Genomic DNA, 20,441 nt, shown 5'->3' with positions numbered 1-20,441 from the left:
GCGCCGAATTTACATATGAGGCTACGACTTTCTCGTGGGAATGGTTGATATAGGGGCGACAGTCGACGGTCCGCTTCAACGTCAGCTTAAAGAGAGGCCGACATTGAAGGATGCTAAAATCCGGGATCGGGCTTTAGGAAATCAGATGTCTGGGCGCGCGCGTCCTCTATCAAGCACAGATCAAACAATGCCTCCTTAACGGCATCAAAACCTTTCTCCACTACCGTAAAGCCAATGGTTTCGCGCGGTTTTTTTAGAAAGTTAACGGCATATCTGCTCTTGGTGATGCTGGCACAATCATGTGCAAACGTTGCCGATGCAAGCGATTCCAACAACATTCGCACGTCATGCTGGGCCACCGCCACGCTCTCGGAAACCGTCGTCGCAGTGGCCCGCGATGAACACAGATGGTCCTGCTCTGGCGCCAATCAAGAATTCTCCATTGATGCCGAACGAGTACTCCTCCGCTTCGACATCCCACCTGTCCAGGCACCCGTTCGATATCTGCTTTCACGTCGGAGTGCGTTCGACGCGCTGCATCTCTTGGCGATCGACGAAGATGGCGCGGTTCGTCAGACGTCCTTTCCTGCGGTCGCCTTGCGCAGCTCAATGGCTGGCGGCTACTTTAAAGCGGATCTGCCAGATGTCACTCTAGCGACCAGGCAGGTGATCGCGGCAGTTGACCTGCCCACCCACAAAATGACTTTGGAGAATGCGTATCTTTCCCCTGTTGACTCAGGCGCTAGCGCTGCCGATTTGCGGTTCCTGCTGCTGATTGCCGGACTCGCAGGCATGCTCGTTATGCCTCTTATCTTCAATGCAGCATTCTACCGAGCCCTGCGTGAACCCTTCGTCCTCTGGCACTCGGTCCTCACAACATCGCTGCTGATGACGATAGTTGTTACATCTGGTCTATCGGTCGCTTTATTCGATCCTCCAGCAATGACGCTGAGCTGGATGACGACACTGCTCTTCGGGGTTACGATCAGCTCGGGCGCCATGTTCACATATAGCTTTATTGAGCCCGGCATGATGCATCCCCTGCTGCGGCGCATTCTACCCTATTGTGCCGCATGGGCGGTCTTCCTGAGCGTCTTTCACGCCACCTTCCCCTTCGTCGCACGTCCGGTGCAATCAGTCGTCTACACGGCGGCGTTTGGACCGATACTGGCTGCCTTCGTCTGTGCGATGGTCGATTCCTTGCTGAGAGGAAGCCGTGCTGCGAGGTTCCAGGCCATCGGTTATGCGCCGTTGGCACTGGTCGGATTGGTACGACTGGTGACAGGGGTAAGCCCCTGGCTGCACAGCGCGGACGCGATGGTCCTCTTCTATTTCGGGTGCATGTTTGAAGTGCTTCTCACGACGCTTGGCGTGGCAGAACGTTTCGTCACCATCAGGCGGGAGCGAGATCGTGTGCGCAACGAGGCAGATCTCCTTGAACGGCTATCTGAAACCGATCCGCTGACAGGTCTGCTCAACAGGAGGGCGATCGAGCGGCAGTTCGAGCAGCTTCGCGAGGTTGGTTTCACCGCGCTGGCAGTCATCGACCTCGATCATTTTAAAGCGATCAATGATGGATACGGGCACAGCACCGGAGATGAGGTACTTAAGGCTGTAGCCGTCGCACTGAAGGCAGGGTCGAACGTGCGCGCGTATCGCCTTGGTGGCGAGGAGTTCATACTTCTCCTTCGAGGTCAGGACGTGGATGCAGAGGCCGAGTTTCGCCGCCAGGCAATCCCTGCGACCGTCGCCAATGCGGTTCCGGGTCTCGCAGGGCCTGTGACGGCGAGCATGGGCATCACAGCTATCTCTAGCGTCGATGCCTTCACGACCGTTTATGAACGAGCAGACAAGCATCTTTACGAAGCCAAGAGTGCGGGACGAAATAGAACCCGCAGCGAGTTAGGTCCCACGCATTCATCGGTAACCGCCCAGATTGATCAGGTCATGATTGCATAGCCCGCAGCAGCGCCGACCATGCGGCTCATTACGACTAACTCATTTGCTGATATCTATGTCTGCAAGTGGCGGAAAAGGCTTATAGCACCTCGCGAGCATCTGCTTTCAAGTGTCTGCCACGATGGCTTCTACTACCGAATTGAAGGTGCAAAGCGGTCGTGACGCATGGAGTTGCCCCTTAAAAACCGGACAGGATCAGGTTTCTGTTTGACGGTTTAAGAACTCACGAGGGGAGCGATACCCCAATGCCTTGTGCGGGTGAAGGGTATTGTAGTGTTCGAACCATGAGGGCAGTTGCGCGATGACGGTTGCGGCGTCTGGTCGAGGGTTCACTGAGACGTAGTCGCGCTTGAATGTTTTGACGAAAGCCTCTGCCATCCCATTGGATTGGGGGCTGCGAATGGGCGTGGAGCAAGGCTCCATGCCGATATCGACAAGCAGTGACCTGGTGTCCTTTGCGATGAAGCAGGAGCCGTTGTCAGTCAGCCATTCGATTGGCTTTGGAAGAGTGTTGATGAGACCGAAGCGATTCTCCACAGCCGTAATGACCAAGTCTTGGACGTCCTCACTCTTCATGCCCTCTGTTGTCGCGACATGGGCAATGGCTTCGCGATCACAGCAATCGAGCGCGAACGCAACGCGGACCTTCTCCTTGTTGTCGCAGCCGATCTCGAAGCCGTCTGAACACCAGCGCAGATTGGATTGCTCGACGGCAATACGGCCATCGTGGCGATGGGTGTCGAGAGCACCGGTGTGGCGCTGAAGAAGCATGCCGTGAACCTTCATCACCCGGTAGACGCGTTTGGCATTTGGCCACGGTCGGCTTTCGCTTCGGGCTTTACGGCAAAGGATCGCGTGCACCCGGCGATATCCGTAGGTGGGCATATCGTCGATGATGGTCTTGATCTCATCCACCAGCTCCCGATCAGCAAGCGGCGGACGCCCTCTGGCTTTGGAGGGAGGTCGCTTCACAGATTCCGCGATGTTGGATCGGGCGACACCCAAAGTCTCACACACCGTCGTCATCGGGAACCGTCCTTCGGCAACGAGAGCGAGCGCAACAGGTGTTTTTTTGACCCTGATGCGATCTCAAGCGCTTCCTTGAGGATTTCGCCTTCCATCGTCTTCTTGCCGAGGAGGCGCTGCAGCTCTTTAACCTGGTTCTGAAGCGCTCTGTATTCGGATGCAGGAACGACCTCTTCCTGCGATGCCGTGGCCGTCAGCGCACCCTGCGCCGCAAGTTTGCGCCAGGCGAATAGCTGGTTCGGTTGAATGCCGTGCCGTCGCGCCACGATGCTGACCGTGACATCAGGCTCGTAGGTCTCCTGGACTATCGCCAGCTTCTCCGTTGTCGACCAGCGACGGCGACGCTCACGGCCGGACAGCACTTCTATCTTGGGGATGTGACTGGTCATAATGGGCACATTACTCCTAACACTTAGCAAGTGGGAGATCGTGTCCGGGGATTTAGGGGGCCACTACAACGCACGAGCCGCATATCGCTCAACAAAATACCCTTTTGGGCGTCTTCGCCTTGAAGGGTATCGAACCTACGGCGCGTCCATAAGACATAGCTTAGTCAATTACTTAGCTGCTCTGAGCGGCTTACGCATAACTATGGNGCGTCTTCGCCTTGAAGGGTATCGAACCTACGGCGCGTCCATAAGACATAGCTTAGTCAATTACTTAGCTGCTCTGAGCGGCTTACGCATAACTATGGAACTTAACTTAAGGTTAATTCGCTGTTGATCGCGAACGGACTCTAATGATCAGACGCGACAAATTTAGTGCAAGACGACTATCTACAGTGAGGCTGCAAGGGAGTCGTTTTTCGTTTACCCGCTTGGTAGCCCGACCGGCCTGGACAATCTACGTTGTGCGGCTATCCGAAAAATCGCATTTGCTGCGCCGTATCCGTTGTAGCCGTTGCGTCGCTCGATGATCTCGAAGAAGAAACCTTCGCCGAAGGTGCGGCTGTAGAGCTGGAAATATTCCCCGTCATGGTCACGATCGTAGAGAATGCTGAGGTCGCGCAGCCGATCAACGAAATCAGGCATTAGGCCGAAGCGGGCCTCTAGATCGTCGTAATAGTTCTGCGAAATCGGCAGCGGCTCCAGGCCACACGTCTTCAGCGCCGTTGCCGTCGCGAAGATATCACCCGTCTGGAATGCGATATGCTGCACGCCCGCGCCAAAACCTTCTGTCAGGAAGTGGCCGGCAAAGGTTTTGCGGCTTTCCGCGCCGTTGATCGTCACGCGGAACCGGCCATCCGCGGCATGGATCGCCTGGCTGCGCACGAGGCCGCCCGGATCGGCAACATCCACCATACCGGACCGACTGACATCGAAGATCGCCGTGTAAAACAGAAGCAGGCTTAGCATCTCGTCGTAACGGGTTGTCTGTGCCAGATGATCAATTCGCGTCAGGCCGGCGCCCGTGGTCGAGGTCGACGCGAGGTCAAACTCCTTCGACCAGATCTCTCCCAGTGCATCGCTGCCATCGATGAAATAGATGATCTCGCCACCGCTGGCGGTGACCGCGGGCACCGCCGCCTCGCCCGGACGACGCGGCTCGGAAAAGACTTCCGCTCCCATCGCAAGCGCCCGTTCGACCGCCCGCCGAGCATCTGCCACGCGCAGACCGAAGGCATAGACGTTGACGCCGTGCACGGAATAGGAGGAACTGGCGATACTGTCCGGATCGTTGTTGATGACGATGCGGATCTCGCCCTGCTGGTAAAGATCGACCTTGCGGTTCTTGTGCTGTCCGGCCTTAACGAAACCGAGCGTCGTCAGGAGTGCCACCAGGTCATCGGCGTCCTCCGGCGAAGCTGCGAACTCGACGAACTCGACGGCCTCCACGGCAATGCGCGGCGGCACCTCGTCAGTCGTGACCTTGAGATCGGGAGCCGCCCGCCTCACGTCATCCATCAGGTTGAGAAGCGAGCGATGGCCATCCTCCGCAATCAGGCGCGCCGAACCGCTGCGGAACTGGTCGTTGAAGATTTCCAACGACAGCGGCCCGTCATAACCGGTGGCAGCAATCGCCGCCATGAAGGGCACGAGCGGCAGATCGCCTTCGCCCGGCATGTTGCGGAAGTGGCGGCTCCAGTAAAGGAGATCCATATCGATCTGCGGCGCATCGGCCAGTTGGACGAAGAAGATCTTGTCGCCGGGGATCGAGCGGATGCTTTCCGGATCGATCTTGCGAGACAGCGTGTGGAAACTGTCGAGGATGAGGCCGATGTTCGGATGATCGGCGCGGCGCACGATTTCCCAGGCATCGCGATGGTCATTGATGTGGCGTCCCCATGCGAGCGCCTCGTAGCCGATGCGCAGGCCGCGCTTTGCGGCCCGTTCGCCAAGCTCGCGGAAATCGGCCGCCGCCCGGTCGATGCCGCCGAGCGAGACGGGAGAGACATTCGAGCAGACCAGCATCAGGTCCGTGCCCAGCTGCTCCATGATGTCGAACTTGCGCTCCGCCCGGTCGAAGCAGCGGCTGCGATAGGGCTCGGGCATGCCTTCAAAATCGCGGAACGGCTGGAAGAGCGAGATCTCCAGCCCGTGATCGCTGACCATGCGCCGGACATCGGCCGGCGAGGCGTCATGGATCAGGAGGTCGTTTTCGAAGATCTCCACCCCGCTGAATCCTGCTTTGGCGATGGCATTCAGTTTCTCCGGCAGGTCACCGCTGATCGAGACGGTCGCGATCGAGGTTTTCATCACACGCTCACTCCCTCACCCTGTTTCAAAGCCAGCCGCAAGGCGGCCTGATCCACATCCTGTCCGGTGAACAGGTGGAACGCATCGACGCCCTGGAAGAAAAACAGCTCGTATCCGCTCATGATCGAGAGACCTGCCGCCTTGGCCGCCAGCAGGAACTCCGTATTCACCGGCGTATAGACGGCATCGAATGCCCAGCGCGCGCCGGTGAGGCCGCTCTCCGGCACGGCGGACCCGGCATAGCCGACCATGCCGAGCGGCGTACAGTTGATCAGCCCATCGGCGCCTTCCACGGCATCATCCGCGGATGACGCCACCTCGACGATCAGATCAGGTGCCGCCTGGCTCACGGCCGTGGCAAGCCCCTTGGCCCGCGCCTCATCGCGGTCAAAGAGGTTGAGATGACGGCAACCGAGCTCGATCAGCCCGAAGGCGACCGCCTTGCCCACCCCGCCGGCGCCGATCATGGCCACACGACCGGGCACGGCATCATGGCCGAAGGCTGTGCGGAAACCGCGGACGAAGCCGGTATAATCAGTGTTGAAGCCGCGCGGCGTGCCGGTCCCGAAGAGAACCGTATTGCAGGCTGCGATCTGCCGGATGGCGGGGTCCGCCACATCCAGAACGGAAACGACGCGCTCCTTGTAGGGATAGGTGACGTTGATGCCGGTAAAGCCTTCTGCGCCGCAGAAGGCAAAAACCTCTTCAAAGGTCTGGTTCCGCTGCGGCGGAACCAGACGCTCGTAGGTGACAGTGAGACCGCAGAGACGACCCGCGATCCCATGCAGACGGGGCGACTGTGACGCGGCGATATTATCGCCGATGAGGCCAAGCCGAATTGTCTTTGCGGTCATGCTGGCAATCCCCGATCAGTTGGACTTGATGGCATCGACGGATGTCGGGGCCGCGCCGAAGCGACGCTTCCACCAACGTGTCTGCGTGAAAAGGACGAAGACGATGATGCCGAGAAGCGTCGCCGACAGCGGGCTTGTGAGGATACCAAGCGCAAAGTCCGGCAGGCTCTCGCGCTCGGAGATGATGGCGCGACGCCAGTTGTCATCCATCAGACGGCTCAGGATGATACCCAGGATGACCGGAGCCACCTGGTATCCGTAGAGCTTCATGAAGTAACCGAACACGCCGAATCCAAGCATCCACCAGACATCCGCAACGGAGTTGTTGATCGAGTAGGCGCCGACAACGCTGAGCAGCAGGATGAGCGGGAAGAGCACCGCCTTCGGGCATTCGATGATCTTCGTAAAGATGCGGATGCCGGTCAGGCCGAAGATCAGCATGAAGATATCAGCGAGAACGAGGTTGCCGACGGTGAACCAGAACATGTCCGGCTTTTCCAGAAGGAGCAGTGGTCCCGGGTTGAGGCCGTGGATGAACAGCGCGCCGATGATGACGGCGGTGACCGCATCACCCGGAATTCCGAGCGTCAGCATCGGAATATAGGCGCCGCCGACGGCGGCATTGTTGGCGCTTTCCGGTGCGATCAGGCCCTCCTTCGCACCCTGGCCGAAGGGCACTTCCGGGTTCTTGGTGATGCGCTTGGCATGGTCATAGGCCATCAGCGCAGCAATATCCCCGCCGGTGCCCGGCAGCGCACCGATGATGACGCCGATGCCGGAGGACTGCAGCGTCAGCGACAGGTGGCGTTTGATATCGCCCCAGAGCGGCACGATGCGATCAATCTTCTGCTTCACCGCCTGGGCGTTCAGGTGATGGATTTGCAGCAGGGCCTCGGAGACCCCGAACATGCCGATCATCAGCGCGATGGAAGAAATGCCGTTCATCAGCGAGACGGAGCCGAAGGTGAAGCGCTGCTCGGCGGTCATGGGGTCAAGCCCGACGGTGCCGAGCAGGATGCCGAAGGCACCGGCAAACACGCCCTTGGCTAGGCTTTCCCCGGAGAGCGCACCGACGAGCAGGATGCCCATCACGGCAATCAGCATGTAGTCGCGCGGCTGGAATTTGATGGCGAATTCGCTGATCGTCGGGGCGGCGATGGCCAGCACGACGATGCCAACCAGGCCACCGATGAAGGACATGACCGTCGACAGGCCGATCGCCTGCCCAGCCTCGCCCTTCTTCGCCATCGGGTAGCCGTCAAGGCTGGTAGCAATGGCAGCTGGCGCGCCTGGAATGTTGAGCAGGATGGCCGTTCGCGAACCGCCATAGACGCCCCCCATGAAGATGCCGTTCATCAGCGCCAGCGCCGGGTTCACTTCCCAGCTGAAGGTGAACGAGATCAGAATCGACACCGCCATGGTGACCGAGAGGCCGGGAATGGCGCCGATATAGATGCCGGCAAAAGCGCCGAGGGCGGTCAGAAACAGGAGATCCGGCTGGATCCACGATGAAAAAAGATAGGTCAAGGCGTCCATGACGTCAGATCCCCGCCGAGAAGAGTGATTGGACCCAGGCAATGATGGCGCGTTCCGGGATCAGACCCTCGGGCAGCACCACCTGGAACACCAGGCGAAACACGACGTAGACGCAAATGATGGAGAGCACCGACAGGCCAAACGCACGCTTGAAACGGCCACCCTGCAGGAACGTGATTGACGCCAGCAGGAAGAGGAAGGATGCCGGGATAAAACCCAGCCAGTCCAGGATCAGGCTGTAGACCAGGATCAGCCCGCAGAACACCACCACCGTTGCCGGCAGGATTTCAGCACGGAGCCGTTCAAGGACGGCTGCTGGAGCGGGCTTTCGTAATGTGTTGGACAGAATGATGGCGAGTGACACGACCATAACCGCAGACATGGCCATCGGAAATGCTCCCGCCGAACTCAGGGCGCTGAAGCCAGAAATGCCATAGGCCTGCCAGAGAAGGAAAAGGCTGCCAATCAGCAGGATGAGCGTGAAGACCACTTCGCCGGGCCGGCGTGTGGTTGGCTGTTCTTGCATGAGATGCTCCCCAGGTCGCGGGGCAGCAAATCCATGGTGCCCGGAACCGTCAAATTAGCGGGTTGATGCAAAATGAGTGGCGGCAACGACCGGTATCAGGACCGGCCGTTGCACTCGAAAACCTCATCAAGGCTTCGGAATGCCGAATTCTTCCGGCGACTTCTTGCCCATGCCGGCATCGTAGACAATCCAGGAGGTCGTCGACTGCCACTTCTTCAGGAAGCTGTTGGCTTCATCACCCGATACGTTCATCGAGACATAACCGCGGTCTGAGAGCAGCTTCTGGAAGGCTTCGTTGTTGGCACCCTTTTTGAAGGCATCCACCAGCTTTGCCTTCACGTCATCCGGGGTTTCCGACTTGACGAAGACGCCGAAGAACGGCCCCCAGGGCAGCAGGTTCTCGAACTGCGGATAATCGGCGGTGATCGGGCGGGCGTCCGGCAGGACGGGGCTTGCTTGCTTGTCGAAGATCGCCAGGATCTTGATGCGGCCGGCCTTCACATGTTCGACGGCAGCGCCGAGAACGGCAGGCATGAATTCGACAGCGCCGCCCTGCATGGCGGTCAGTGCCGGGCCGTCACCATCGAAGGGAACGGCGGTAACCTTGAAGTCCAGCTTGCTGGACAGCATGGAACCGACAACCGACGGCAAACCGCCCGGGCCGGTGGACCCCATGCGCACCTTGCCGGGATTCTTCTGAACGTATTCCACCAGTTCCTTGAAGGTGTTGAACGGTGCGTCCTTGTTTGCCACGATCACCGGAATGCCACGCGCCAGCACGTTGACCGGATAGAAGTTCGAATAGTCGAGATTCGACAGGCCCATGACCTTGTAGAGCTGCGGGTTTTCCGCGCTCATTAACAGGGTATAGCCGTCGGCCGGCTGAGTCGAGACGAATTGGGTAGCAATCACGCCGACGCCGCCGGTCTTGTTGGTCATCACGATCGAACGACCGAGTTCCTTCTCGACATGCGGCGCGACGGAGCGCATCACCAGATCGGTGCTGCCGCCGGCACCCCACTGGATCACGCCTTGCAGGTCCTGTTTCGGAAAATCGTTCGCCATCGCGAAAGATGCGGCCAGGCTGAGGGCAACCGCCCCCATGAGTGTCTTCAGCATAGTGTTCTCCTCCCGTACCCCCGGGCTGTGGTGTTTGAGGTGGCTGCGGATCCTCCTCCGCATGCCCCGGATCCTGCTTGTGCAGGCGTGATCATCTTTTTCTATTCCTTGACATAACGCAAATACCATTTTGAGCATGGATCATGCCGAAATGTTATGAATGATCTGTTTGTTCATATGATCCTCCATCAGGCCTCTCAAGAGCTTCACAAAGCGCTCTGCATAGCTCGAAAGCGCTGCATCTGCACGGAAGGCAACATATGTCTGGAAGGTCGTTTCTTCTTCGATGGGAATGATTGCAAGGCTAGTAGAGCCGATTTCGGCAACCGTGAAGGCGTCAAGCACAGCAACTCCCAGATTATGTTCTACCAACCGGCAGACCGTCGTGCCGAATCGAGCACGAATCGCAATGTCGTAAACCAGGTTCTGCCGGGCAAAGATATCCGCCATGATTGCGCCATACGGATCTTTCGGGTCGATACCGATCAGGGGATACTTGATGATGTCGCGGGCGGAAATACTCTTCTGGGTAGCAATGGGGTGATTGGAAGAGGCGATGCAGACCAGCCGACCGCGCGCCAGAGGTTCGAACACGATGGAGGGATGGTCGAGGCGATAGCTCATCACGACAACCTCTCCCTTGTTCAAAAGCAGGTAGTCAATAGCCTCCTCGATCTTCAGGATCTCGAAGTTCAGCTTGATCTGCGGATAGTGTTGGAAAAGCTTGGCGACGGCGCGCGGCACCATGACATTTGCGATGCTGGGTACCGATCCGAGCGACAGTTCCACGTCACGACCCCGCTCCAGCTGGGCTATCGAAAATTGCAACTGATCGATCTTGCGATGTACTTCCTCGATCTGCACGAAGACATCACGAGCTTCGGCAGTCGGCACGTACCGCCCACCCTTCTTCACGAAGAGCTTGATGCCGAGCGATCCCTCAATGTGCTTGACGGTGCGGCTGACCCCCGGCTGTGCAACATTCATCAGCCGTGCCGCACCGGCAATCGTACCAGCCACCATGATCGCTCGGATCACCTCAATCTGTCGAAGGGTCAGTGACAAAAGCGTTCTCCCCGAGGCACAAAAATTTCGGTCAACACAGGTCGAAATTACATCGCCATAACGAAACCTACGATGGCCAAGTCTGCTCTGCTCATCATTGATTCTCAAACTGACAATTTTGACAACGGCGCCTTCCCGCGGTGGGTCCGAAGCTACCGCCAACTATATCTGTATGGTGCAGCGTTGGTGCACGGATCATTCATCAACGGTTACGTAGTCGGCTCGAGTAGAAATAACCCGATTGATTGAACATGCCATTCAAACACAACGCCTGCCGCCGCCATCGTATCGGCAAGATCAAGTTCAAGGTAACGAACTGGCCGCAATACGAGGCCGGCCTGCGTCAGCGTGGCAGCCTGACCGTTTGGCTGACGCCGCAGGCACTGTCGTGCTGGCCGGCACCACAACGGACAACACGCGGTGGCCAGCCGCGCTACTGCGATCTGGCAATTGAGACGGCCCTGACGCTTGGGTTGGTGTTCGGGTTGCGGCTGCGCCAGACGGAAGGTTTGCTGACTTCGGTCCTGAAGCTGATGGGCCTTGATCTCGCTGTTCCCGATCATACGACCCTGAGCCGTCGTGCGAGCAAGCCGGGCGCGCCGGGCAAGCGGTATGGCGATCGCATCCCTCGGAATGGTCCCATCCACGTCCTCATCGACAGCACCGGTTTGCAGGTCTACGGCGCAGGCCAATGGCTGGAAGAAAAGCATGGTGCCAAATCCCGCAGGGGTTGGCGCAAACTGCACCTGGCGCTGGATGCCGACAGCGGCGACATCATCGCACATGTGATGACCCATCAGGAGGTCGGTGACACTTCACAGGTTGGGCCGCTGCTCGACCAGATCGACACGCCGATTGTCCAGTTCACCGCAGATGGCGCCTATGACGGTGAGCCAACCTACGACGCTGTCACCAGGCACAGTCCTGACGCGGCGGTGGTCATTCCGCCGCGGGCCAATGCGCTGGAAAGCGAGCACGACGATCCCAAAAATCAACGAAACCAACATATCGCGGCGATCAACGCCGATGGAAGAATGAAGTGGCAGATCGCCACCAACTACGGAAAACGCTCACTGGTGGAGACCGCCATCGGTGGTTACAAATCGATCATTGGCCGCCGGTTGCGGGCGCGCTCATTCGCGGCACAGCAGACGGAGGTCGCCATCAGCTGCGCCGTCCTCAATCGAATGCTGGCATGCGCACGCCCGAAATCCGTCCGGTGCAAAACCGTTACCGCATAGCCACTGCATCATAGACAGAAATCCGTTCAGTCAGCGATCCATGCACCAACGCCCTTGCGTAACAATGATTAGTGAGGGAAACGCATTGCACCTCTGAGGTGCTTAATCATTTAGCTGGCTACAAAATCCCCCATGCCCGAAACCTCCCCCTCCCCGTCATCTCCCTCAGTCCCAGTTCCAAAACAATCCGCCGCGCCGCCTGCGGTGTCACCTCAAGCGTCTCTGCGACCGTGCCGGCCGACACCAACGGCTTTATCATCACCAGCTCAACCAGCTCCGGCAGTTTCGACGACGTTCGGCGCCCCTCCAGTTTTCGGTCCATCATTGTTCTCGCCAGCGTCAGCCGGTCATGCTCTTTCATGCCGATCTCGGCGGCCGCCAGCAAACCGTGGGCGAACGCGAGTAGCCGGGTTTCTCGGTCGCGATGCCGGCGCCGATTGACAGGAATAGTCTTGAGGCCAAGATTGATCGCTGCGAGATGTGCGCCGGTAGTGACGCCGGCTTGGCGTAGGATCGAGGCGGCCAACAACCGGCCGAGCCAGGGCGCGTGCTGCAGGACCAAAATCTCGTTCCAGGCATCGAGGGCGATGATGGCCCGAAACACCGCGGGCAGGTGTTCGGCCTGTCGCAACACGCCGCGCCACTCTTCGAGCCGCGCGTCCTCGTCCCAATCGAGATCATAGACCAGCGGATCGGCCGGAGCCCGGCCGGGCTTTTTGGCTCGTTCGATCGCGGCGTCAGAACGCGCGAGCAGTGCATCAATGGCGGCATAGTCGACGCCGGGTAAATTCTCCGCATCATCACCCTCGTCCCCCTCCCCTTCCGGATCGATGGCCAGCGCTGGCCGAACGACGCTGGCCGGCACCACCGCGTCCCCGCCGCCCGATCCGATCTCCCAGGTTTTCCGCAGCGAGCGAATGCCTTCCGACGACAGCGCCCAATCCGGCGACTGCGCGGCGATGCGTCGGCGGGTGCGCAACACGTCGCGGGCGATTGCCAGCTCATGAGTGGGTGTGCGAATATCGCGAGTGGAGTCGTGGAGGACGAGATCCTCGAGGTGCACAAGCTCGCCGTCAATCCAAAGTGAGGCGCAGGCATCAGTGAATTGGCAGCGTTCGATCCATCCCTGCCCGACCGTCGAACGGGCAATGCGCTCATCCAGACGCGTCAAAGCGGCCCCGGCTTCGAAAGCCGGCCGCATCAAGGCTATCATGCTGATTTTCGCGAGATCGTAAGCCATTGATATTATGGTAAATGATTTGCTAAAGAAACTCTATCTGGTTATTGCGGTTCCTCACATGGTATGACTTCCGGTTAACGCTCTAACCATCGATAAGTAACCCTTATCGATCCTATGCAGCCGATCTGACCGCCATCATCTGCATTTATTATGGTAAATGATTTGCTAAAGAAACTCTATCTGGTTATTGCGGTTCCTCACATGGTATGACTTCCGGTTAACGCTCTAACCATCGATAAGTAACCCTTATCGGAGATGATATGTACGAACCGCTTGTACGCACGAGAAGGCGGTGGTATCACTGCCTTCAGAGCAAATTTCGGAGGTCCCGATGCGCCAGACAAGCTACAAGATCAGCGAAGCCCGAAAGAATTTCGCCGAAGTCCTCGAGCGCGCCAACCAGGGCGAGGAAATCGTCATCATGCGCGGCAACGAGGTCTATGCCCGCATCGGCCCGGCGGATCTCGCTGACAAACGCCCGTTCGGCCTGCTGCGCCACCGTCGCCTGCCCGATGACCTGTTCGACACGGTCGATGCCGAACAGTCGGCCATCGATGCCGGTGACTGGAATGACGATACCGGTGTCTGGCAAGGCAGCCCGAACAATAGTGAAAGCACGCTGTGAAAATTCTGCTCGACAGCCATGCCGTCTACTGGTGGACGATCGGCAGTGATCGCCTGTCTGCAAAGGCACGATCCCTGATCGAGGACAAGGCAAACGCCATCCTTGTCAGTGCGGTCACGTTTTACGAGCTGGACAACAAGATGCGCCTGAACAAACTTGATCTCAAACCGCAAGAGCTGCGGGCAGCCGTCGTGGAAAGCGGCCTGCAGACTTTGGCCGTCAGCGATCTGCATGCCGAACTGGCTGCAAGCTTCGACTGGGATCACCGCGATCCGTGGGACCGCATTCTCGCCGCCCAGGCGCGGCTGGAGCATTGCACATTCGTTTCCACCGATCTGGCGTTCGACGCGATCCTGCATGAGCGGATCTGGTAAGGGGCAGCGATGACGGAAGTCGTAGATATCGTCGTGGCATCACCTCCAGGGACACGCGAGATAAGCAGTTCGCCGTCACGGTCGATCGACAAACGCATAGAGACGCTGGACACGATCGCCGCCGTCTTGCCGGTTGACCGCCGCGACGAACTCGCTGAGCTGTTGACCGATCAGGATGTTGAGACGCTCCGCCACTTGGTCAACGAGGGCATGGGCGAAAACACGCTGCGTGCACTGACCTCCGACCTTGCCTATCTGCAGGCCTGATCGCTGGCCGCGACCGGCGCTTCCCTCCCCTGGCCGGCGCCTGAGGCCCTTCTCCTGAAATTCGTCGCCCACCATCTTTGGCAGCCCGAGCGGCGTGCCATCGATCCTCATCACGGCATGCCGGCCGAGGTTGAGCAAAGCTTGCGCGACCAGCGCTTTCTCCGGTCGTCCGGCCCGCATGCGCCCGATACGGTGCGCCGGCGGCTTGCCAGCTGGTCGACGCTGACGAAGTGGCGCGGCCTGAGCGGCGTGTTCTCTTCCCCTGCCCTCAAATCGGCGATCCGGCTGGCGGTGCGTGCAACACCACGCCCCCGAAAACGTAAGAGCGCCAAAGCGGTGACCGGCGACGTTCTGGCCAAGCTGCTTGCGACCTGCGACACCGACAGCCTTCGCGATATCCGCGACCGGGCAATTTTGATGGTGGCGTTCGCGTCCGGCGGTCGCCGCCGCAGCGAGGTTGCCGGTTTGCGCAAGGAACAGTTCACCGTCGAGCCGCCGATCCCCGTTGAAGCTGGCCCTCCCCTCCCCTCTCTCGCCATTCATCTCGGCCGCACCAAGACGTCCGGCTCTGAGCAAGATGAGATCGTCTATCTGACAGGACGGCCGGTGGATGCGCTGAATGCCTGGCTTGCGGCTGTCAGGATCGATGGCGGCAGTGTGTTTCGGAAGATCGATCGCTGGGGCAATGTGTCGACGCGGGGGCTGGAGCCGAGTGCGATCAACCAGATCGTGAAGCAGCGGGCGGAAATGGCAGGGCTGAATGCTGGGGAGTTTTCGGCGCACGGGCTCCGGTCGGGATACCTCACCGAGGCGGCCAACCGGGGCATTCCCCTCCCCGAGGCCATGGAGCAATCTCGGCATCGATCAGTGCAGCAGGCGTCCAGCTACTACAATAGCGCAACACGCCGAAGCGGACGGGCGGCACGGCTTCTTTGATAACTGAAATGACGCTAGATTGCTGCTAACCGGCTTCCGCCGCAGTTTTAGCCTCGCGCCCTCGTCTTTGAGGCTTTGTCAGTTCCGCATCGCTATGCCGTCGTTCTGTATCAGATCGTTCGAGTATCCCGACAAAAACCGTTCTTGCGAGGCGTAGAGAACCGTCCCGTGTAATGGTCTCCCATCACGTCTCCTTCTCGGCTTTAGCAAATTCAATTACTTAACCCGTAGTCAGTTGACTACGCACTCCGAGATGCCGCTACGTCTCAGGGTAACTTGCTCGATATTTTTCACGCGCGCTTTGCCTCCTGTCCACCTGCGCGGAGCAGCGCCATCAGCACAGGACCGAGCGAAAACTCGCCACGACGCGCCCTCCCCGTGAGGGACCTCAGATAGCCGCCGGCCGATGAAATATGCCCCGCTCTTTCAAGGATTGCTGCGATTGTGGCAGCTGCATTTTCAGGCCCCATAACCTCGCACGCATCCTCGTAGGCTGACGGGCTCACCCCGAGCATTGATCGCACTACAACAGCAGCGACCATCAGATCGCGCCAACTTTCCACATTGCCGCCAGGCCCGTACATAGCGATCTCCGGGCAGGCACGAAGCACCATAGCCAACGGGAAAGCCTTTATCGGCTCGTTCTTCAGTCCAACAATCGGGCTCGGCTTTTCGCCCGGCTCTTTTTCAGAGCGAGGTTCAAGTTCAATGATAGATTCGGTATTTGAATTCTGTATGTGCTGACGGATATCGGCATCATTGGCGCCGGATTCTTGCGAAATATCACGAATTTCCAACTGGTTGACGACTTCCTCGCGCAGCAGCTCCAACTCTTCAAGAACCCCTTCAAGGCTCTCTGCGGTTTTTGCCGTCCGCATGCGGTCCATCAAGGCGATGTAGACGGCTTCTACTTTCCCCCAGTCGCCTGAAACACCATCCTCAACAGCTGCCGAAATCAGCTTACGGACGTCGCGTCTCGCGATCGTAATGCGCTCTTTGACAATCTTCACATGCCGCTGGGTCGCCGCAACTTGCTGAGCCAGCAGAGCGAGTTCTTCAGAGCGTGCAAGAAGCGGTGAGAGGCTGAAGCCGTAAGCTGTCTCAATAGCTCCATCGGTTCCCTTGCGGGCGTAGCGCTTCCCATTGGGGCTGTCACAACGTTGGATAAGGCCCGCCTCAACGAGATGCGCGAGGTTCTCTCGCAAGGTTGAGCCAGCGATCCCGTTCGCCCGAGCCGTCAGCTGGGCATTCGATGGAAAAACAATCAGATTGCTTCCGTCGCTCAAAGCCGCCTCTGGATAGAATGTCAGAAGAGCGTTGAGGACGGCGAGCGCGCGGTCACGTAGGCTCAGCAGCGAGCGCGCATCGCAAGCGTCCCTGAAGACTTTCCACTTATCGACTGACTTGCCCGGTTCGATCTGCGAGGCCCGCATCTGCGATTTCACTAGGGCAAGGGTCATCGGCCGCCGCCCAAAGGGCGTCGTCACATTTCCAACCTGCATTTTCCTTCACCTTTCTAAAGGCAAAAGAAATTCGCTCACCAAAACGGTGCCAAAAACTCTTGACTGCGATTCATGGAAATGCGATTCTCAGGCTGCTTACACCTTTGAGAGAGGCTTCCATGACGGCAACGTTTGGGGGCCTTTTTCTTTTGCTCCTGCCTTCCGATTTAGTCCTCTGTTAACGGAGCATTGCTCCTGAATTTGGCATAGAGTTCAGGGAGCTTTTCCATCAGGTAGGATGCAAAGGCTTCGTCCTGTTCTCGATTGATCTGAATTTTGCAAAGCTTACCCTTCAACGACAGGGTAGCGATTTGTTTGCCATCGGATGACCGCGCAACAACCGGCGCTTCTGGCTTTGCCGCGCTTCCAGATTCGCCTGTCTTCGCAGCTCTCAGGACGACCGAAAACCGATCATCGGAATCCTTGTGGGCGAAAGCTTTGTCTTCCGTTGCTTTTTGCGCCCTCCTCTCGGAGCCGGCGACCTTGAGACTCTCGACAAGTTCGAGCCACCTCGGCCGTCCGATCTTTGGTGCGCGCCCAATGGCATCGATCAGCGAACGAGGAACACCACGAGCGACACTCAGAAGCTTCTGGACTTCCTGGCGATCAACAGAGAGCGCAGTCTGGATCAGCGAGCGCTGGATACCGCCTTCTTCGAGTTTCAAGGCAAAGATTGCCCGCTCGATGAACGTCAGGTCTTCACGCGCCGAATTCTCGACACCCTGGGCAACGACAAGACGATCGTCATCGAGCTCGCGGACATAGGCTTTAACCGCGATGCCGAGTTCAGACGCCGCACGCACACGTCGATGGCCATAGGCAATTTGATAGCGCCCAGGTGCTGTGGGATGAACTCGAACAAGAATAGGAATCTCCTGCCCATGTTCAGCTAGCGATGTTTTCAGCGCCTCGACCGCCGCCAGATCCTGATCGACGAAGCGGTCAGCGAAGGGGGATGGGTCGAGTAAACCGGGGTCGAGTTCGACGGGAAGGGCGCCACTTGCGACCTGTTGCTTCAGCTCTTCGTAGTCACGTTCCACTTCGGAAAACGTGTCTTTCAATGACCTCACAGCGCCAGACGCGACCCGCTGGATCGGCTGTCGGGGTTCATCGGTCGCTGCTTCTTCCGCACCTCCGGCGAAAAGAGAGCGGATTGACTGTGTACGCTTGCTCACGCAGATATCTCCCCGTCACCGCCGGTCTCATGATCCGGAATGTAGTCAGCTGACGACATGTTAAGTGTCTGAATTTTATGGAGAGTCATGAAGATCATCGCCGCCAGACCTCGTTCAAGAGCTCGACAACTTCCTGGTTGACGGCGTTGATTGATTCCATCGCGCGATCATAAGTGGATCGTCCAACGGCCCCTCTTGTGAGCTCGTAAAGAGATTGCTTGGTCAACCCTGCATTCGCTATCGCGGTCGATTTCCACGCCGTTGCCGCCATGACATCCGATCCGAACACATCGCGCATCAGTCCAACAATCTCTTGCTCCGGAACATCGCGTGGATCGTGACGGGTCACAAGAAACCGCAGAAAGTCATAATCAAGGCGACCGCCGGCCTCCTCAATGACGGATACGAGGTCCGAGGTCATCAGGAGGAACTGGCTCATAGATGCAACATCGACCATCTGTGGATGGACGGTGACGATCATGCCCGTTGCGGCGTTGAGTGCGCCCATGGTCAGAAAGCCCAACTGAGGCGGGCAATCCACGACGACGACATCGAAATCGTCTTCGACCTGGGCGATTGCTCCCGCGACCCTTCTGAAGAACAGATCCTCGGGCCGGCCACGATTTTGCAGCATGAAGCGCGGGGTCTGATGTTCAAACTCCATGAGTTCGAGATTGCCAGGGACGATGCTGATCCCCGTAAAGTACGTCGGGCGGATCACATCCTTCATCGTGACGCGCTGATCGTCATAACGAATAGCACCATAGAGGGTAGTATTCTCCGCGACATCAAACTCAGGCTGATAACCGAACATGGCCGAGAGTGAAGCCTGCGGATCGAGATCGATCGCCAAGACGCGATAACCCTGTAGCGCAAGCCCTTGAGCCAGATAGAGCGAGGTGGTGGTTTTTGCGGACCCGCCTTTGAAATTGGCAACTGTGATGATCTGCAGCTTCTCACCATCGCGCCGACGTGGAAAAAACCTCGTCGCTTCCTTTGGGCGAGCGCTTGCGAGATACTGCCGCAGCTCGTTGATCTGCTCGAGCGAGTAGGACCGCCGCCCGCCATTTCCAAGATCCGGCGTTGGACCTAGACCATCGATCGATAACTGACGCAGGTAGCCATCCGAAACGCCGACGATCTCCGCGACTTCGCCCGATGAAAACGACCGAAGTGTTTTCTGCGCGGTCGGCGGAAATGCGCGTTCTCCCACTGCACGCAAACGGGCAGACAGCGCTTCCGCCCGCTGTGTGATATGGGCAGAAGTCGATGTTTTTAGGATGTGCCGGTCGATCACGTTCACATTAGCCTCTGTTCTCAGACGGTTTATTGGCGTCAGACGCGCTATTACCGTCTCAAGCTAAGCCACGATTCTAACGCTGCCGCAAGAGAAATAGGGTTAACAAGACCCTAACACACATAAGCGGGGAATCCGGCCACGACCTGTATTCGCCATATTATCACGTAACTTCAATGTTTTAACTGCCATCACACACTGTCAGCCCAAATGGCCAACTAACACTTTTGCTAGTAAATCCGATGGCTTCAGAGAGGTTCGCTGCACAAAAATTCACGCCTCAGCGAGAATCACTCGCTAACACTTTTGGCAGTAGATCGAACTTGTCCGCCCCGGCAAACCTCCTTGCGTCACCAACGCAGGGGAGATTTGCTCGATGCGCATCGTCGCCATCAAGAACCCAAATAGCGAAGCTGAGCAGCGCCTCGTTCACGAAATGCACCGGCTCCGCGCCCGCATCTTCCGCGGCCGACTGGCGTGGAAAGTCCGTTGCACATCCGGTCTCGAAACAGACCGCTTCGACAGGCTGAACCCGACATACATCCTTTGCCTTGACCGTTCCGATGCTGTGATCGGATGCGCGCGGCTCTTGCCAGCAACCGGCGGCACGATGCTGGAACAGCTCTTTCCCCAACTACTGGAGACGGCACATCTCCCGACTCACCAACGAATGATCGAGAGTTCTCGATTTTGCGTGGACACGACTGCGGCCACCAAACGTGAGCAGGCGGGCCTTCACTCGGCGACCCTAGCCATGTTCGCCGGCATCGTGGAGTGGAGCATCCTCAACGGCTATCGGGAAATCGTGACCGCAACGGACGTCAGGCTCGAGCGGATCCTCCGTCGTGCGGGCTGGCCTCTGAGCCGACTCGGCGCGCCTGCGCAGATCAACGAAACGAAGAGCGTCGCCGGCCTGCTCCCCGCAGACTGGCAGAGCTTCGATCGTCTTCGCCCCAGCATCTATTCGTCAAACATCTCAATCCATCAAAAGGAAGCGGCCTGA

General features: G+C 58.3%; 16 protein-coding genes and 1 pseudogene. 6 read left to right on the top strand and 11 right to left on the bottom strand.

Features of this window, described 5'->3' with window-relative positions; all coding sequences use genetic code 11:
* The first annotated feature begins 234 nt into the window (after window positions 1-234).
* Complete coding sequence (locus tag ASD54_RS05265) at window positions 235-1,959, top strand: diguanylate cyclase (RefSeq protein WP_062553570.1); 1,725 nt, start codon at window positions 235-237, stop codon at window positions 1,957-1,959.
* A gap of 195 nt (window positions 1,960-2,154) precedes the next feature.
* On the opposite strand, the gene ASD54_RS05260 is transcribed toward ASD54_RS05265, so the two are convergent.
* The 7 genes from ASD54_RS05260 to ASD54_RS05225 all read right to left on the bottom strand — a co-directional run bounded on the left by ASD54_RS05260 (window position 2,155) and on the right by ASD54_RS05225 (window position 10,781).
* Window positions 2,155-3,374, bottom strand: a protein-coding gene (locus ASD54_RS05260) for an IS3 family transposase (RefSeq protein WP_156379083.1) whose coding sequence is annotated in 2 segments (ribosomal slippage) — window positions 2,155-3,035 and window positions 3,035-3,374 — 1,221 coding nt in all. Because the reading frame shifts where the segments join, the coding sequence is not laid out codon by codon here.
* A 420-nt stretch (window positions 3,375-3,794) separates the two neighbouring features.
* Window positions 3,795-5,681: a sugar phosphate isomerase/epimerase and 4-hydroxyphenylpyruvate domain-containing protein gene (locus ASD54_RS05250; RefSeq protein ID WP_062553567.1), complete on the bottom strand. Its 1,887-nt coding sequence runs from the start codon at window positions 5,679-5,681 to the stop codon at window positions 3,795-3,797.
* Window positions 5,681-6,535 (bottom strand): shikimate dehydrogenase, encoded by an 855-nt coding sequence (locus tag ASD54_RS05245; protein WP_062553566.1) that lies wholly within the window; start codon window positions 6,533-6,535, stop codon window positions 5,681-5,683. The genes ASD54_RS05250 and ASD54_RS05245 overlap by 1 nt, the downstream gene beginning before the upstream one ends.
* Window positions 6,536-6,550: 15 nt before the next feature.
* The gene (locus tag ASD54_RS05240) at window positions 6,551-8,071 is read right to left on the bottom strand and encodes a tripartite tricarboxylate transporter permease (protein WP_062553565.1); all 1,521 of its coding nucleotides are present in this window, start codon (window positions 8,069-8,071) and stop codon (window positions 6,551-6,553) included.
* A 4-nt stretch (window positions 8,072-8,075) separates the two neighbouring features.
* Window positions 8,076-8,597, bottom strand: coding sequence for a tripartite tricarboxylate transporter TctB family protein (locus ASD54_RS05235; protein ID WP_062553564.1), 522 nt, complete (start codon window positions 8,595-8,597; stop codon window positions 8,076-8,078).
* 126 nt (window positions 8,598-8,723) lie between these two features.
* Window positions 8,724-9,716: a tripartite tricarboxylate transporter substrate binding protein gene (locus ASD54_RS05230; RefSeq protein WP_062553563.1), complete on the bottom strand. Its 993-nt coding sequence runs from the start codon at window positions 9,714-9,716 to the stop codon at window positions 8,724-8,726.
* A gap of 141 nt (window positions 9,717-9,857) precedes the next feature.
* On the bottom strand, window positions 9,858-10,781 hold the full coding sequence (locus ASD54_RS05225; RefSeq protein ID WP_082547090.1) for a LysR family transcriptional regulator: 924 nt from the start codon (window positions 10,779-10,781) through the stop codon (window positions 9,858-9,860).
* Between the two features lie 251 nt (window positions 10,782-11,032).
* Between ASD54_RS05225 and ASD54_RS05220 the strand changes: the two genes are divergently transcribed.
* The gene (locus ASD54_RS05220; RefSeq protein WP_062553562.1) at window positions 11,033-12,022 is read left to right on the top strand and encodes an IS5 family transposase; all 990 of its coding nucleotides are present in this window, start codon (window positions 11,033-11,035) and stop codon (window positions 12,020-12,022) included.
* 118 nt (window positions 12,023-12,140) lie between these two features.
* Here ASD54_RS05220 and ASD54_RS05215 read toward each other — a convergent pair whose 3' ends face one another.
* Window positions 12,141-13,271 carry an RHE_PE00001 family protein gene (locus ASD54_RS05215; RefSeq protein WP_062553561.1) on the bottom strand — a complete coding sequence of 377 codons (1,131 nt, stop codon included), beginning with the start codon at window positions 13,269-13,271 and terminating at the stop codon, window positions 12,141-12,143.
* Between the two features lie 322 nt (window positions 13,272-13,593).
* Between ASD54_RS05215 and ASD54_RS05210 the strand changes: the two genes are divergently transcribed.
* From ASD54_RS05210 to ASD54_RS05200, 3 genes and pseudogenes are all read left to right on the top strand, one after another.
* Window positions 13,594-13,887 carry a type II toxin-antitoxin system prevent-host-death family antitoxin gene (locus ASD54_RS05210; protein ID WP_062553560.1) on the top strand — a complete coding sequence of 98 codons (294 nt, stop codon included), beginning with the start codon at window positions 13,594-13,596 and terminating at the stop codon, window positions 13,885-13,887.
* The gene (locus tag ASD54_RS05205; protein ID WP_062553559.1) at window positions 13,884-14,261 is read left to right on the top strand and encodes a PIN domain-containing protein; all 378 of its coding nucleotides are present in this window, start codon (window positions 13,884-13,886) and stop codon (window positions 14,259-14,261) included. Before ASD54_RS05210 ends, ASD54_RS05205 begins: the two co-directional genes overlap by 4 nt.
* A gap of 9 nt (window positions 14,262-14,270) precedes the next feature.
* Window positions 14,271-15,464 (top strand): annotated as a pseudogene (locus ASD54_RS05200) (tyrosine-type recombinase/integrase).
* A gap of 290 nt (window positions 15,465-15,754) precedes the next feature.
* Here the strand turns inward: ASD54_RS05200 and repC are convergent.
* The 3 genes from repC to repA form a co-directional block, all read right to left on the bottom strand.
* The gene (gene repC, locus ASD54_RS05195; RefSeq protein WP_062553558.1) at window positions 15,755-16,966 is read right to left on the bottom strand and encodes a plasmid replication protein RepC; all 1,212 of its coding nucleotides are present in this window, start codon (window positions 16,964-16,966) and stop codon (window positions 15,755-15,757) included.
* Between the two features lie 167 nt (window positions 16,967-17,133).
* On the bottom strand, window positions 17,134-18,141 hold the full coding sequence (gene repB / locus ASD54_RS05190; protein WP_062553557.1) for a plasmid partitioning protein RepB: 1,008 nt from the start codon (window positions 18,139-18,141) through the stop codon (window positions 17,134-17,136).
* 94 nt (window positions 18,142-18,235) lie between these two features.
* Window positions 18,236-19,444 (bottom strand): plasmid partitioning protein RepA, encoded by a 1,209-nt coding sequence (gene repA, locus ASD54_RS05185; RefSeq protein ID WP_062553556.1) that lies wholly within the window; start codon window positions 19,442-19,444, stop codon window positions 18,236-18,238.
* Window positions 19,445-19,814: 370 nt separating this feature from the next.
* Between repA and traI the strand changes: the two genes are divergently transcribed.
* Complete coding sequence (traI, locus tag ASD54_RS05180) at window positions 19,815-20,441, top strand: acyl-homoserine-lactone synthase TraI (RefSeq protein WP_062553555.1); 627 nt, start codon at window positions 19,815-19,817, stop codon at window positions 20,439-20,441.

Source organism: Rhizobium sp. Root149 (assembly GCF_001427345.1).
In the GTDB taxonomy this organism is placed as follows: domain Bacteria; phylum Pseudomonadota; class Alphaproteobacteria; order Rhizobiales; family Rhizobiaceae; genus Neorhizobium; species Neorhizobium rhizoryzae.
The sequence above is the reverse complement of the archived record's forward strand: the minus strand, read 5'-3'. Positions and strand labels throughout refer to the sequence as shown.

What these genes read in the sequence shown, in the direction of transcription:
- ASD54_RS05265 (WP_062553570.1), top strand. Translation starts at nt 235, where the DNA reads ATGGTTTCGCGCGGTTTTTTTAGAAAGTTAACGGCATATCTGCTCTTG.
- ASD54_RS05250 (WP_062553567.1), bottom strand. Translation starts at nt 5,681, where the DNA reads ATGAAAACCTCGATCGCGACCGTCTCGATCAGCGGTGACCTGCCGGAG.
- ASD54_RS05245 (WP_062553566.1), bottom strand. Translation starts at nt 6,535, where the DNA reads ATGACCGCAAAGACAATTCGGCTTGGCCTCATCGGCGATAATATCGCC.
- ASD54_RS05240 (WP_062553565.1), bottom strand. Translation starts at nt 8,071, where the DNA reads ATGGACGCCTTGACCTATCTTTTTTCATCGTGGATCCAGCCGGATCTC.
- ASD54_RS05235 (WP_062553564.1), bottom strand. Translation starts at nt 8,597, where the DNA reads ATGCAAGAACAGCCAACCACACGCCGGCCCGGCGAAGTGGTCTTCACG.
- ASD54_RS05230 (WP_062553563.1), bottom strand. Translation starts at nt 9,716, where the DNA reads ATGCTGAAGACACTCATGGGGGCGGTTGCCCTCAGCCTGGCCGCATCT.
- ASD54_RS05220 (WP_062553562.1), top strand. Translation starts at nt 11,033, where the DNA reads ATGCCATTCAAACACAACGCCTGCCGCCGCCATCGTATCGGCAAGATC.
- ASD54_RS05210 (WP_062553560.1), top strand. Translation starts at nt 13,594, where the DNA reads ATGCGCCAGACAAGCTACAAGATCAGCGAAGCCCGAAAGAATTTCGCC.
- repC (WP_062553558.1), bottom strand. Translation starts at nt 16,966, where the DNA reads ATGCAGGTTGGAAATGTGACGACGCCCTTTGGGCGGCGGCCGATGACC.
- traI (WP_062553555.1), top strand. Translation starts at nt 19,815, where the DNA reads ATGCGCATCGTCGCCATCAAGAACCCAAATAGCGAAGCTGAGCAGCGC.